The sequence below is a fragment of the Corynebacterium provencense genome, from assembly GCA_900049755.1.
Classification (GTDB): domain Bacteria; phylum Actinomycetota; class Actinomycetes; order Mycobacteriales; family Mycobacteriaceae; genus Corynebacterium; species Corynebacterium neomassiliense.
This window is the reverse complement of record LT160593.1, coordinates 703542-717355: the sequence shown is the minus strand read 5'-3', so window position 1 is coordinate 717355 and position 13814 is coordinate 703542. Positions and strand designations below refer to the sequence as shown.

Below are 13814 nucleotides of genomic sequence, written 5' to 3'. Positions count from 1 at the left end.
GGCGGATCTATCTGAGAAGCTCGCGCATCGCGTGGTCGACGGCAGTCGTCCGCGCGGTGCGCACAGCCCGTGACAGGGGAAGCAGGCGGTGGTCGAGAGAGGGGCCCACCGCCGACTCGCGGGCGACCTCGATGACGGACGCCACAACATCGGCACGTGACATCAGTTTCACCGAACGCGGGCTGACTCCTGCGGGCAGACCGGGAAGTCCGAAGTAGTCGCTCAGGGCCCCCACCGCCAGTCGCGGTCCGCGGTGGGGAACGGGGACATGCCCGTCCGAACTGATCAGGGCCGCCGCCGTTTCGGTGGCCTCGCGCAGAATAAGGTCGGCGTCACCGGGCGAGTACACCGTGAGCGCCGGTACGGGGCCGGCGGTCCGGTACCAGGTCCACTGCACCAGGGAACGGTCGACCAGCCGAGGGACCAGCACGTGTGTGATCTCCGGGTCGACGTCTGCGACTGTTATCCCGGCTCCGGAGGCGACCACGGCCTCCGCACCCCTGGTACCGGCCGGCAGGGGCGGGACGTCACCGGGGCCGGCGAGCGCCAGCCCCACCAGGGGTCGGTCCTGCACCGACACCGGAGCATCGGACGTCACCGCACGGACGGCCCGGAACAGGTCAACAAGTCCCGTGGGTCTGCCGACGAACTCACCGTCGAAGGGGTCACCGGAACCCGGGTCCACGGTCAGACTGTGCGCGGGTCCCTGGACCTCGGTGAAAGCGTCGATGATCTCGTCGGTGGACAACAGACCGTGCAACCACCAGCCCAGCCACAGTGTCGAATTCTGTACGGGGGACCAGAGCTGCTCCCGCAGTGAGTGGCGGAGAGTAGGACGGGGGGACGTCATTCGTCACAGCTTAGCCGCCTCCGCCTAGAATTCACGGCCATGGGTTACTCAGACAGGTACGGTTCCGACATCCTCGGCGGTGGGCGGGCAGGACTGCCGGCTCGTGGGGGACACGCACACCGGCGTCCTGCACCTCCGGAAGTCCCGGCCACGCCGGGGCTCGTGGTGGAGACCGCCGACGGAGAGTGGGTCGGTGCGGTCACCGGTTTCGAGAGGACCTATGACGGTGACTTCGTCCGGCTCGAGGACCGGAGGGGCGCCGAGAGACTGTTCAAGATGCGCCCCGGGGCGTTCCTGGTCGACGGGAAACCGGTCACACTGGTACGTCACGTTGTGAAGCAGGCCCCCGAACGGTCGAATTCAGGCTCGAGGAAGGTCACCGGTGCCAGGGCCCGGGTCGCCGCCCCTTCCCGCATCTGGGTCGAGGGAGTCCATGACGCCGCGATCGTCGAACAGGTCTGGGGACACGACCTGAGAATCGAGGGAGTGGTCGTCGAATTCATCGAGGGTCTGGACAACCTCCCGGAGATGCTCGCCGAGTTCCGGCCGGAACCGGGACGCCGGGTCGGGGTTCTCGCCGACCACCTGGTCGAAGGGTCCAAGGAGACCAGGATCATCGAGGGGATCGACCGGCGATTCCGCGACCATGTCATGGTCACCGGACACCCCTACATCGATATCTGGGAGGCGGTGAAACCCGCCGCCGTCGGGATCCGCGAATGGCCCCGGGTTCCCCGGGGGGAAGACTGGAAGACCGGTGTATGTGACAGACTCGGATGGGGGACGCCGAGAGACGGGTGGCGGCACGTCTACTCCTCGGTGCACACCTTCCGTGATCTGGACGCCACCCTCATCGGAGCCGTCGAAAGGCTGGTCGACTTCGTCACCGAGCCCGGATCCTGACGTTTCCGCACCCCGGCGGTGACCGGTGTATGCCGGGTTCGGTCAGCGTCACTGCAGTTCGGAGGCACGCCTGAGCATGTGGACCGCCAAGGTCCACCCTGCCTGCTCCGCCTGCCAGCCCGCCGCAGCCAACCGCTGGGACATCGCCTGCTTGGTGATGCCCACGATCTCCGCAGCCTCTGTCTGCAGATGCCCCTGCCGCATCAGGGCGGTCGCCTCCCTGCCTTCGGGGGTCCGCCGGGAGAGGACGTGGGCGAGAAGGGTGAACGCCGCGGTGATGTCCTCGGCGACCTCCGCCGGGATACCGGGGGCCGTCACACCACCGGGCCCGGGTCGTTCGATCCTCGTGTGTACCGTCCCCGCCCGGTGTCGTCCACCGAATGAGCGGGAGGCTGCACCGTAGAGGTGGTCGGGACCGGTGGTGCCGTCAGTGCCGCCAGCACCGTCAGCACCGTCTGTGCCGGCCGTGTCAGTCACACCGGCGGCCCCTGAGGGGGAGCCGTCGGGGGACTGGAGCCCGACGGTGTCTGCCGCACCGACCGTGGTTCCGATGCCGACGGCGAAGTCACCTGCCTGCAGAAGGTTGAGCACGACGGTCGTCGCACCGTCGGCGTCCGGGGAGATCACCGCGAACCCCTCGGCACCGTACACTCTGACGTCGGCGACGGCACGGGTGGAGGCGAGGGCTTCGGCGACGTCGCGGATGTAGTCCGCCCGGCGTCGTGAGCGGCCGTCGTAGACAGCGTGGATGGCGAACATGGTCCGAGGATACCTCCCGTGGTTCCGAGGATGTCTATGCTGTGTCCTTGACCCTCGCAGACACTGTCCTGACCTCCCTGGCGGTGAGTACACACCCGGTCAGGATCACGACCGCGCTCACGGCGAGAACCCACGGACTGCCCCCGCCGAGGACCGTGTCGGTCACCACGACGGTCGCGACAGTGTTCGGCGCGGAGCCGGCCAGTGTCGCACCCAGGTACGGTCCCACCGGAATCCGCGTCACCGCGCAGGAGTAGTTGAGGAGGCTGAACGGGACCGCCGGAATCATCCGCAGGCCCAGGACACTGAGCCAGCCTCGTTCGGCGAGCATCTCCTGGACCACCGCGAGACGCGAATGCTGCGCAGGATCCGAGGTCGCCCGGACCGCCCGGGCCCCGAGCCTACGGATCACCGTCAGGGACAGCAGGGCGGAGACACCGAGACCGACGAGAGCGAGGACGCTGCCGAGCATCCCGCCGAACAGGGCACCGGCGGAGATGGTCCACACTGTCCTGGGGAACGGCAGCTGAGTGCACGCGACCATGAGCAGCAGCCAGGTCAACGGGGCCCACACCCCGGTCCCTGCCACGGCGCCACGGACCGCCTCGACATCGGGGGAGGGAACGGTGAGCACCACGACGACCAGGACTGCAAGGACAGCTGCAGCAACGAGAATTCTCCGCCACGGCAGTCCGCGCATCATTCTCCTCACTGCTCAAAAAACCGCCACCGGGAAACCGGTGGCGGTGGGTACCGTGTGTTCGACCACGGTTGCCGGGACCTTTCCAGGTCTCCGTGAGTGTCCGGAGGGGGACTTGAACCCCCACGTCCGTTAATAGGACACTAGCACCTCAAGCTAGCGCGTCTGCCATTCCGCCACCCGGACAGGGTCGTCACCGGACACCCTGTGGGGCGCCCTGCGGACTCGCACACTGTAGCCCGGGGCCGCCGGGGTCTCCAAATCGCCGGGTCACGGCCGCCCCCGCAGGTCCCTGGGTCTGCTGTCCGGGGCTCCCCGGGCGACGGGGTTTGGGGCATACTGGAGCACATGAGCGTTCCTGAACAGAAGAACCATCAGCCGACGTACATTGACGACCGGTTCCCGGGACCTGACCCTTATGCTCCGTTGACAGATCTTCCGACCTTCGCTCTCACGAGCGACGATCTCACCGACGGCTCCCGGCTCTCACCTGCACAGCTCGGCGGCAACGACATTTCTCCGCAGCTGTCATGGTCGGGGGCACCGGAAGACACAGTCACCTACGCCGTCACCTGCTACGACCCGGACGCGCCCACAGGCTCCGGTTACTGGCACTGGGCCGTGTTCAACATTCCTGCCGAGGTCACCTCGCTGCCCGCCGGTGCCGGGGACGACGAACTCGTCGGGCTTCCCGAGGGCGCGGTCGCCCTGCGCGGAGATTCGGGACGCCGCGGATACTACGGTGCGAAGCCACCGGCAGGTCACGGCCCCCACCCCTTGTTTCGTCATGACCGCCTACCAGCTGCCCAAGTACTTCAAGCTCTGGACCCGCAACGAGGACGAGACGGATTACGATCTGGGGCGGGCGGACCTGCTCATCATGGACGAGTCCGGTCAGGTGGACACCTCCGTCGGTGCCGCCGCCTTCGCGGTGGCGAAACGCGCCCTCGTCGTCGGGGACGTGAGACAGCTCGCCCCGGTCTGGAGCATCGACCCGGACTCGGACCGGCAGATCGCCCCCGTGCTGGGTCTGTCGGAGCCGGAATGGGAGGCCATGACAACCCGCGGGCTCACCTCTTCCGNGGGGCGGGGTCACGCAGGCCGGGCCGCACAGACCGGACCGCGCACGCCGGGCCACGCAGACCCGATCAGTCGAGCCAGGGGAGTTCCTTCCCGACCGCGGCCGAGATCCCCGGCAGACCGTGACGCCGGACCTGCTGCAGCAGCCCCAGGTGTATGTCCCTGATCCAGTCCGGGCCCCCGTAGATCAGCCCGGTGTAACCCTGCAGGAGGGTGGCGCCCGCGCCGATGCGTTCCCACGCCTGTCGGGCGTCGGTGATCCCTCCGACCCCGATGACCACCAGTCGGTCGCCTACCCGGGACCGGATACGTCGCAGGACCTCCAGCGCCCTGTCCGCGACCGGGGGACCGGACACGCCGCCGGCGCCGAGGGCGGCTACTCCGGGGGTGAGAAGCCCCTCCCTGCCTACCGTGGTGTTCGTGGCGATGATCCCGGTGAGCCGGAGTTCCACGGCGAGGTCGGCGACCGAGTCGACGTCTTCGTCAGACAGGTCCGGGGCGATCTTGACGAACAGTGGCCTCGCACTGACCTCCCGGACGGCCTCCACGATGGGTCGGAGTGATTCCACGGCCTGCAGGTCCCTCAGTCCCGGCGTGTTCGGGGAGGACACGTTGATCACCAGGTAGTCGGCGACGGCGTCCACCGCCCGCGCACAGGCACGGTAGTCGGAGGCGGCGTCGACGGCCGGAGTCGTCTTGTTTTTCCCGAGGTTCACCCCCACAGGTTCCGGTTCGACCCTGGCGCGCAGTCGACCTGCGGCGGCGGTGGCTCCGTCATTGTTGAAGCCCATCCGGTTGAGCAGGGCACGGTCGCGTCGCAGACGGAACAGTCTCGGCGTCGGATTGCCGGGCTGACCCACTGCAGTGACTGTGCCGACCTCGGAGTACCCGAACCCGAGGGGACCCCAGATGTCCACTTCGGTGGCGTTCTTGTCGAACCCCGCGGCCAGGCCCAGCGGACGGGGGAACCTCACCCCGGCGACGGTCTGTGCAAGCGCCGGGTCCTCGACGACGAGGAGGCGACGCAGGACGCCGCGGACCGGCCGAAGTCGGGCGGCGAAGCTGAGCCACCGGTTCATGAGGATGTGGATCCGTTCCGGGCGCAGCCGGAACATCACCGTCAACGCGGAGTCGTACAGGGCCCCGCGGACGGAACGGAAGGTGGGGATGTGAGCGGGCAAGGTGCCGGGCTGCCTTTCTGGTCGCGGGGTCTGGTCGCGGGTCTGCTCTCCGGACCCCTGTCAGTCACTGAGGGGGAGGTCGGATGAAGGTATGAGCTGACGGGTGCCGTCCTCGGCGACGAGGAGGAGGTCACCGCCGTCGCCGTCGACGATGTACCTGACGTCCGGGACGGTGGTGACATGCCCCACCGGCTCCGGGGTGCCGGTGGACAGCCGGTAGGCGGTCAGTCGGTTGTCGCCGGTGGTGGAGACCCACATCAGCTGTCTTTCGGAGTCCCAGAGCACCGCCCAGGGGGACGGACCGGTGACGGTGGCCTGGGTGTGCCGGACCACGTCGGTGACCGTGTAGACGAGGGCCTGGTCGGAGCGCGGGTCGGAGACGACGACGACACCGTCGGCCAGGGAGCCCGAGGAGGCGGTCCCCAGACCCTGACCGGCCCGCAGGGACGCGTTGAACTGCGCCTTGTCCATGTCAAGGTCGGAGATGCTCGACTGCGCGGCATCGAGGACGACCACGCGCAGCTGGGCGTCGGAGTCACCGGAACTGTTCCGGGTGTTGCCGACGACCAGCATCGAGGAGGGTGTCTCACTGACCCCTTCACTGTTGCGTTCAGCGCCCGCGGCGTCGAACCAGCGTGCCTTGTCCGATCCCTCGGTGGTCACGACGACCGTGCCGTCGGGCACCGCCGCGGCGGCGGTGACCGGGGAACCGGCGTCGACGGAACGCAGTTCGCGTCCGGTGGCGTCGAGGATCCTGACGGTCTGCCCGCACGCCATGACGAGCTGGTCGACCGCGGCGGTGAGGGAGTGGCAGTCGGGGTCGACGGGGGTGGCCTTCGCCGTACCCTCCGCAACCTCGTCGAGGTCGCCGACCAGCAGTCTGCCCGAGGCCAGGGCCGCGACCCGGGTGCCGGAGGAGCCGTCCTGTGTTCCGGCGTCACCGGCACGGGGACCGCCGAGCCGCACCAGGGCCCCGATCCTGTCCCCTGCGGACACGGAACCGGCGGCGTCCCCGTCAGTGTCCGGGGACGCCGCCGGTGTGGCGGCCACCCCGACGACGGACTCCCCGCCGTCGGTGCTGTCGTCCGATCCGCCCGGGGAGCAGCCGACGAGGGAGACAGCGGTCGCGAGGGCGACCACCGAGGTACAGACTGTCTTGGAGGTCAGGCTCTTCACCCGTCTCACGCTACTACACGGGGTACCGGTAACCTGTCGTCCCATGACCCTGACTCTTCTCTCCGCCCCGGAGGCGGCGACCACCGACATGGGATGGCTGCAGGTCCTCGTCCTGTCCGTCGTCCAGGGGCTCACCGAGTTCCTCCCGGTGTCCTCCTCCGGCCATCTCCGGATCGTCTCCGAACTCTTCTGGGGGGAGGACGCCGGAGCCTCCTTCACCGCTGTGGTCCAGCTCGGTACCGAACTGGCCGTTCTGGTGTTCTTCGCGAAGGACATCTGGCTGATCCTCACCGCCTGGTTTGCGGGCCTGTTCGACCGCTCCCGCCGCGACAACCTCAACTACCGGATGGGGTGGATGGTCATCGCCGGCACGATCCCCGTCGGAGTGCTCGGTTTCCTCCTGCAGGACATCATCCGGGACGCCCTGCGCAACCTGTGGATCACTGCGTCCGTGCTCATCCTGTTCTCGTTCGTCTTCATCTGGGCCGAGAAGGTGGGCAGTAAGTCCCGCGGCTTCTCCGAACTGACGATGAAGGACGCCCTGGTCATGGGGTTCGCCCAGTGCCTGTCACTGATCCCGGGCGTGTCACGCTCCGGCGGTACCGTCTCGGCCGGCCTGTTCCTCAACCTCGACCGGGAGGTCGCCACCCGGTTCTCGTTCCTGCTGGCGATTCCCGCGGTCCTGGCGTCCGGCCTGTTCAGTCTCCCGGACGCGTTCAACCCGGAGGCGGGACAGTCGGCCAGCGGCCTGCAGCTCCTGGTGGGCACGGGAGTGGCCTTCCTCATCGGCTATGCGGCGATCGCCTGGCTGCTGAAGTTCGTCGCCAACCATTCCTTCGCCTGGTTCGCCGCGTGGCGCATCCCGGTGGGCCTGCTCGTGATGGTCCTGCTGGGTGCCGGCGTGATGGCCGCGTAACTGCGCGGTAGTATCTGTGGCCATGCGTTCATGGCCTGTCCCGGAAGTCCCCGTCGTGCCCGGGGACGGCGTCCCCCTTTCCCTGTACGACACCGCCGACGACGAGGTCCGTCCGGTACGCACCGACTGGCCGTCGGGGGAGACGGGGATGTACGTGTGCGGGATCACCCCCTACGACTCGACGCACCTGGGTCACGCCGCCACCTACGTGACCTTCGACCTGGTGCACCGTCAGCTCCTCGACAACGGCCATAAGGTGCATTTCGTCGAGAACATCACCGATGTCGACGACCCCCTGTTCGAGCGCGCCGAGCGTGACGGGGTGGACTGGCGGGACCTCGGCCGGTCCCAGATTGACCTGTTCCGCTCGGACATGGAGACCCTCGCGGTGATCCCGCCGAGAGAGTACGTGGGGGCGATGGAGTCCGTCGACGAGGTCGTGGACCTGGTCTCCCGTCTTCTCGACGTCGGCGCAGCGTACCGGCTCGACGACAGCTACCCCGACATCTACGTCGACCACACGTTCACCGAGCAGTTCGGGTACGTGTCCCGCTACGATGCGGCGACGATGACCCGCTACTTCGCCGAACGGGGCGGCGACCCGGACCGTGAGGGTAAGCGACACCCCCTCGACGCCCTGGTCTGGCGGGTGAACAGGGAGGGCGAACCGTCCTGGGACGCCCCCTTCGGCGCCGGCCGGCCGGGATGGCACGTGGAGTGTTCGGCGATCGCCACCAACCGGCTGGGGGCTTCCTTCGCCGTCCAGGGAGGGGGCATCGACCTGAGGTTCCCGCACCACGAGTTCTCCGCGGCCCACGCCGAGGCGGCGCACTCCTGCACCCGGATGGCCGACCACTACGTCCACACCGGGATGATCGGCCTGGACGGGGTGAAGATGAGCAAGTCACTGGGCAACCTCGTGTTCGTCTCCGGACTCACTGCCGCCGGGCACGACCCCTCCGCCATCCGGCTGGGCCTCTACGAGAGCCACTACCGGCAGGACAGGGACTGGTCGGACGCCGTGCTGACCCGCGCCGAAGACCGGCTGGCCCTGTGGCGTCGGGCCGTCGGCACCGCGGACGGACTGCCGGAGACAGCCGCCGACCATCTTGTCGCCGACGTCCGTGCCGCCCTCGCCGACGACCTGGACACCCCCCGGGTCCTCGACCTGGTCGACGCCTGGGCACGGCAGCAGGACGCCACCGGCAGTGCCCCCGGCACCGCCCCCGGCACCGTCCCCGGATCTGCACCGGAATCCGTACCGGAGCAGGGGAAGGACGCCGGCACCCTGGTGAGGACGATGTGCGACGCCCTGCTGGGGGTCCGCCTGTGAGCCGGTCGTCCGACCCCGTCTCCGAGCTGGTCTCCGAGTTCCTCGGCACACTCGACGCCCTGTCCTCCGGCAGTTACCTGAGAGAGGATGAGCGGGAGTTCTGGGAACCCCCCTATCCGCCCGAAGTGACCGCGGAGGCCGCGGAGATCCTGCGTCGTCTGACCACCGAGGCGCGCCAGAATCCCACGGAGATCCCGCTGGCGGTGATCTCCGCCTACGAGGCACTGACCGCACTGAGCGACAGGCACGGAGGTGCCGTGTTCGAAGATGACGAGGAGGAGGACTTCCGCCGGCTGGTCTCCGCCCTGGCCGAGGAGAACGACCGGGACCCCGGAGAGATCCTCGCCGACCTGGACCGCATCACCGACCCCGACGCCTGACACCGGGGAGCGGCCCCCGTCGGGCGGTGCCGGACCACAGCAGGCATGATGGGAGATCATGAAGGCGATTCTGTGGGACATGGACGGAACACTGGTGGACACCGAACCACTGTGGGGGGAGGCCACCTACACGATGTGCCGGGAGATGGGCCGGGAGCTCACACCGGAGATCAGGGACAGGACAGTCGGGGGAATCGCCGAGGACACGGTACGGGTCTGTGCCGACTGGGCCGGAGTCCGCCTCGCCCCGGGCGACCTGGAGTACTGGATCGACATGCTCTACACGACAGTGTCCGGGAATTTCTCCCACGGTCTGCCCTTCCGACCCGGAATCCCCGCCCTCCTCTCCGAAGGGGCTGCGGAACTGCCGATGATGGTGGTCACCAACACCTACCGCAGACTCACCGACACCGCCCTGTCCTCGATCGGCGCCGGATTCTTCCGGGCGTCGGTGTGCGGCGACGAGGTCGACTCCGGCAAACCCGCCCCCGACCCCTACCTCACCGCCTGCGACATGCTCGGATACGCCCCGGACGACTGCCTCGTCGTCGAAGACTCCACCAACGGCATGCGCTCAGCCGTGTCCGCCGGCTGCCGGGTCCTCGGCGTCCCCTCACCGGGGAATCCCGTTCCCCCCGGGGCGGTCACCGTCTCGGCGCTGCTGCCCGGCCACGACAGTCTCGCCGGACTGTCACTGGCGGACCTGCGGGAACTGTGGGGTCGCATCGGTGCACGGGCGGCTGATGTGCGACAATGAGTGCCGTGAAAAACTTCGACTCCCTGTTTGAGGAACTTGCCCGACGCGCCGATGAGCGGCCCGAAGGCTCCGGCACCGTCAAGGCCCTGGACGGCGGAATCCACAACCTCGGCAAGAAGATCGCCGAGGAGGCGGGGGAGGTGTGGCTGGCCGCCGAATACCAGACCGACGACGAACTGTCCGAGGAGATCTCCCAGCTCATCTACTGGCTCCAGGTCGTCATGCTCAAGAGGGGTCTCAGGCCCGAAGACATCTACAGGTACCTCTAGGAGACCCGACGTGAGTGCACCCGACGAACTGCTGCGCGTCGCCGTCCCCAACAAGGGCTCCCTGTCGGAGACCGCGGACGACATCCTGCGTGAAGCAGGCTACCCCGGACGGGGGGACCACAAGTCCCTCACTGTCGTCGACGAACCCAACGGGGTGGAGTTCTACTTCCTCCGCCCCAAAGACATCGCCATCTACGTGGCCAGTGGTCACCTCGATCTCGGCATCACCGGACGAGACCTTGCCGCGGACACCCGCGAGGAGACCGACGAACTCATGGACCTCGGGTTCGGGTCCTCGACCTTCCGCTACGCCGCACCCGCAGGACGCCCGTGGACCGTCGCAGACCTCGAAGGCAAGAGAATCGCCACCTCCTACCCGAACCTCGTCCGCAGGGACCTGCGGAACCGGGGAATCGACGCCCACGTCGTACGCCTCGACGGTGCCGTGGAGATCTCCATCCACCTCGGTGTCGCCGACGCCATCGCCGACGTCGTCTCGACCGGACGAACCCTGCGGCAGCAGGGCCTGGAGCCCTTCGGAGAGCCGTTGATCTCCTCCGCGGCCGTTGTCGTCGGACGCCGGGGAGCCGAGATCGACGCCCGGCAGCGCGTCTTCCTCAAGCGCCTGGAGGGAATCCTCCACGCGCGCAACTACGTGATGCTCGACTACAATTGTCCCAGGGAAATCCTGGACCGGGTATCGTCGATCACGCCGGGCCTGTCCGGCCCCACAGTGTCGCCGCTGGCGCATGAGGACTGGGTCGCCGTGCGGGCGATGGTGCCGCGCCGGGACGCCAACTCACTCATGGACCGGTTGTCGGCTCTGGGGGCCAAGGCCATCCTGGCCAGCGACATCCGCATCGCCAGGATCTGACCGTCACCCAACCCCTGTCGTCCCGGGCCCGGCGCTGATCCGAAAGGTCAAGCGGTACCAGTGTCAGACACTCAGAACGACCCGCAGAATGACGCCCAGAATGACGCCCAGTCCGTTCCCACCGGCCGAACATACCGGCCGGTGACGCTGTCGACGGACATCATCACCTCCGCGGAGTCCATCTCCCGGCAGGCCCATTCCGCGGAATCCTTCCGTACCGAGGAAGATCTCCTCGGCACAATGGAGGTCCCCTCCGACGCCTACTACGGCATCCACGCCCTGCGGGCGGTGGACAACTTCCAGATCTCACGCACCACGCTCAACCAGCTCCCCGAGTTCATCAGGGGCATGGTGCAGGTCAAGAAGGCAGCGGCCCTGGCCAACCGCCGCCTGCACACCCTGCCGGGCAGGAAGGCCGAGGCGATCGTCTGGGCCTGCGACCAGGTCCTCGAAGCCCACCGCTGCATGGACCAGTTCCCCATCGACGTGTACCAGGGTGGTGCGGGTACGTCGACGAACATGAACGTCAACGAGGTCATCGCCAACCTCGCCCTCGAGTACCTCGGGGAGGACAAAGGCAGCTACGACGTCATCAACCCCAACGACGACGTCAACATGAGCCAGTCCACCAACGACGCCTACCCGACCGGGTTCCGCCTCGGCATCCACTCCGCCTTCCAGGAGCTCATCAAACACCTCGGGGCCCTGGAACGTGCCTTCGCCGCCAAGGGTGACGAGTTCCGCGACATCATCACCATGGGACGGACCCAGCTCCAGGACGCCGTGCCCGTGAGCCTCGGTGAGGAGTTCACCGCATTCGCCCGGAACCTGGCGGAGGAACAGGCCCAGCTGGACAGGGCGGCGTCCTTCATGCTGGAGGTGAATCTCGGTGGCACGGCGATCGGTACCGGTGTCAACGCCCCGGCGGGCTACCAGGCCCAGGTGACCTCGGCACTGTCGGAGGTCACCGGTCTGGAGATCAAGCCCGCGCGTGACCTGCTCGAGGCCACCAGCGACACCGGCGCGTACGTCAACGCCAGTTCCGTGGTGAAGCGGGTGGCGATGAAGCTGTCGAAGATCTGCAACGACCTCCGCCTGCTGTCCTCGGGCCCGCGCGCGGGTCTCAACGAGATCAACCTTCCCGAACGGCAGGCCGGCTCCTCGATCATGCCGGCGAAGGTCAACCCGGTGATCCCGGAGGTCGTCAACCAGATCTGCTTCAAGGTCTTCGGCAACGACGTCACCATCTCCATGGCCGCAGAAGCGGGCCAGCTCCAGCTCAACGTCATGGAGCCGGTGATCGCCCAGTCCCTGTTCGAGTCCATCCGCCTGCTCGCCCGCGCCTGCACCACCCTGCGCACCCTCTGCGTCGTCGACATCACGGCCAACCCCGAGGTGTGCCGCGCCTACGTGGACAACTCCATCGGTATCGTCACCTACCTCAACCCGCTGATCGGCCACCACAACGGTGACATCGTCGGCAAGGAATGCGCCCGCACCGGAAAGTCGGTGCGTGAGGTCGTGCTGGAGAAAGGCCTGCTCGACGAGGAGACTCTCGACAAGGTGCTGAGCAAGGAGAACCTGCTGCACCCGGTCTGGCGGGGCGAACTCTTCCTCGACTCCTAGACCGGACTCCTAGACCGGACTCTTGGCCCGGAGCCGTAGACTGGACCCGTGTCCGTCCCCGAGCAGATCTCCCTCGCCCACCGGTCTGCACTGCGCTCCATCGCCAGGGTCGTCGGGGAGACCGCCGATCCGACCCCTCCCGACGTTGCCCGCAGAGCTGTCGCCCGCCAGCTGGAGGGAGGTGGCGTCCTCGTGCTCACCGGCGCAGGTGTGTCGACGGACTCCGGGATCCCCGACTACCGGGGTCCCGGCGGGTCACTGGGACGCCACCGGCCGATGACCTACCAGGAGTTCAGGTACGATCCGCGTGCCTCGCACCGGTACTGGGCACGGTCCTTCGTCGGATGGCGGACCATGGCGGCGGCAGTGCCGAACCCGGTGCACTACGCGATAGCGGAACTGGAGCAGAACGGTCTGGTCGGAGGCGTCATCACCCAGAACGTCGACGGCCTGCACGCCGCGGCCGGTACAGAAAACCTGCTGTGCCTCCACGGCGACCTGTCCCGGGTCATCTGCCTGATCTGCGGCCAGGTCGAGGACCGCAGGGAACTCGACATCCGACTGAACGCCGCGAACCCGGGTTTCCTCGACGAGGTGCGGACCGATCCCGCACAGGTCAACCCCGACGGGGACGTGGAGCTTGACGACGCCCACGTCCGCAGGTTCCGCATGGTGGGCTGCACCGGCTGTGGTTCAGAGCTGCTGAAGCCGGACGTGGTCTACTTCGGAGAACCGGTTCCCGGGCACCGCCGGGAGCGGGCCTCGCAGATGGTGGAGGAGGCGTCCTCGGTCCTTGTCGTCGGTTCCTCCCTGGCGGTGATGAGCGGCTACCGCCCGGTGCTCCAGGCCAGTCGACAGGGCAAGACGATCAGCGTCGTCAACGGTGGTCCGGGGAGGGCGGACGCCCGGGTCGACACCGTCTGGCGGACCCCCGTCGCACCCGCGTTCCTCGGACTCCTGGACGACCTCGGCCTCTCCTGACCGGTCCGGCCCCGGTCCTGCGCCGTTCC

14 protein-coding genes, 1 tRNA gene and 1 pseudogene are annotated in these 13814 nt (G+C 68.0%); 10 read left to right on the top strand and 6 right to left on the bottom strand.

The window, feature by feature from the left end; all coding sequences use genetic code 11:
* Positions 1 to 7 precede the first annotated feature (7 nt).
* On the bottom strand, positions 8 to 850 hold the full coding sequence (locus BN3906_RS09690; RefSeq protein WP_066587723.1) for an Rv1486c family protein: 843 nt from the start codon (positions 848 to 850) through the stop codon (positions 8 to 10).
* A 39-nt stretch (positions 851 to 889) separates the two neighbouring features.
* On the opposite strand from BN3906_RS09690, the gene BN3906_RS09685 reads away from it, so the two are divergent.
* Positions 890 to 1753 carry a DUF3097 domain-containing protein gene (locus tag BN3906_RS09685; protein ID WP_066587720.1) on the top strand — a complete coding sequence of 288 codons (864 nt, stop codon included), beginning with the start codon at positions 890 to 892 and terminating at the stop codon, positions 1751 to 1753.
* Between the two features lie 48 nt (positions 1754 to 1801).
* Here the strand turns inward: BN3906_RS09685 and BN3906_RS09680 are convergent, their stop codons facing one another.
* The 3 genes from BN3906_RS09680 to BN3906_RS09670 all read right to left on the bottom strand — a co-directional run bounded on the left by BN3906_RS09680 (position 1802) and on the right by BN3906_RS09670 (position 3398).
* A complete protein-coding gene (locus tag BN3906_RS09680; protein ID WP_066587715.1) occupies positions 1802 to 2512 on the bottom strand; it encodes a DNA-binding protein in 711 nt (236 codons plus the stop codon).
* Positions 2513 to 2546: 34 nt separating this feature from the next.
* Positions 2547 to 3215 (bottom strand): TVP38/TMEM64 family protein, encoded by a 669-nt coding sequence (locus BN3906_RS09675; RefSeq protein WP_066587713.1) that lies wholly within the window; start codon positions 3213 to 3215, stop codon positions 2547 to 2549.
* Positions 3216 to 3312: 97 nt separating this feature from the next.
* Positions 3313 to 3398, bottom strand: a tRNA-Leu gene (locus tag BN3906_RS09670).
* A 162-nt stretch (positions 3399 to 3560) separates the two neighbouring features.
* Between BN3906_RS09670 and BN3906_RS14160 the strand changes: the two are divergent.
* A pseudogene (locus BN3906_RS14160) lies at positions 3561 to 3986 on the top strand (YbhB/YbcL family Raf kinase inhibitor-like protein); the annotation flags it as partial.
* A gap of 374 nt (positions 3987 to 4360) precedes the next feature.
* Here the strand turns inward: BN3906_RS14160 and BN3906_RS09665 are convergent.
* Complete coding sequence (locus BN3906_RS09665; protein ID WP_237559778.1) at positions 4361 to 5407, bottom strand: quinone-dependent dihydroorotate dehydrogenase; 1047 nt, start codon at positions 5405 to 5407, stop codon at positions 4361 to 4363.
* 126 nt (positions 5408 to 5533) lie between these two features.
* The gene (locus tag BN3906_RS09660; RefSeq protein WP_066587711.1) at positions 5534 to 6649 is read right to left on the bottom strand and encodes a hypothetical protein; all 1116 of its coding nucleotides are present in this window, start codon (positions 6647 to 6649) and stop codon (positions 5534 to 5536) included.
* Between the two features lie 43 nt (positions 6650 to 6692).
* Here BN3906_RS09660 and BN3906_RS09655 point away from each other — a divergent pair, with 43 nt between their 5' ends.
* From BN3906_RS09655 to BN3906_RS09620, 8 genes are all read left to right on the top strand, one after another.
* Positions 6693 to 7565, top strand: a complete 873-nt coding sequence (locus tag BN3906_RS09655) for an undecaprenyl-diphosphate phosphatase (RefSeq protein WP_066587703.1) — start codon at positions 6693 to 6695, stop codon at positions 7563 to 7565.
* Positions 7566 to 7587: 22 nt separating this feature from the next.
* The gene (gene mshC / locus BN3906_RS09650) at positions 7588 to 8898 is read left to right on the top strand and encodes a cysteine--1-D-myo-inosityl 2-amino-2-deoxy-alpha-D-glucopyranoside ligase (RefSeq protein WP_066587700.1); all 1311 of its coding nucleotides are present in this window, start codon (positions 7588 to 7590) and stop codon (positions 8896 to 8898) included.
* Entirely contained in the window at positions 8895 to 9278 is a 384-nt protein-coding gene (locus BN3906_RS09645; protein WP_066587690.1) for a hypothetical protein, read from the top strand. Before mshC ends, BN3906_RS09645 begins: the two co-directional genes overlap by 4 nt.
* 58 nt (positions 9279 to 9336) lie before the next feature.
* Complete coding sequence (locus tag BN3906_RS09640; protein ID WP_066587688.1) at positions 9337 to 10035, top strand: HAD family hydrolase; 699 nt, start codon at positions 9337 to 9339, stop codon at positions 10033 to 10035.
* 5 nt (positions 10036 to 10040) lie between these two features.
* Complete coding sequence (locus BN3906_RS09635) at positions 10041 to 10304, top strand: phosphoribosyl-ATP diphosphatase (RefSeq protein ID WP_066589707.1); 264 nt, start codon at positions 10041 to 10043, stop codon at positions 10302 to 10304.
* 28 nt (positions 10305 to 10332) lie between these two features.
* Positions 10333 to 11178 carry an ATP phosphoribosyltransferase gene (gene hisG / locus BN3906_RS09630; RefSeq protein WP_066589704.1) on the top strand — a complete coding sequence of 282 codons (846 nt, stop codon included), beginning with the start codon at positions 10333 to 10335 and terminating at the stop codon, positions 11176 to 11178.
* A gap of 159 nt (positions 11179 to 11337) precedes the next feature.
* Positions 11338 to 12804 carry an aspartate ammonia-lyase gene (gene aspA, locus BN3906_RS09625; protein WP_227871266.1) on the top strand — a complete coding sequence of 489 codons (1467 nt, stop codon included), beginning with the start codon at positions 11338 to 11340 and terminating at the stop codon, positions 12802 to 12804.
* A 48-nt stretch (positions 12805 to 12852) separates the two neighbouring features.
* On the top strand, positions 12853 to 13785 hold the full coding sequence (locus BN3906_RS09620; RefSeq protein ID WP_066587683.1) for a Sir2 family NAD-dependent protein deacetylase: 933 nt from the start codon (positions 12853 to 12855) through the stop codon (positions 13783 to 13785).
* Positions 13786 to 13814 lie beyond the last annotated feature (29 nt).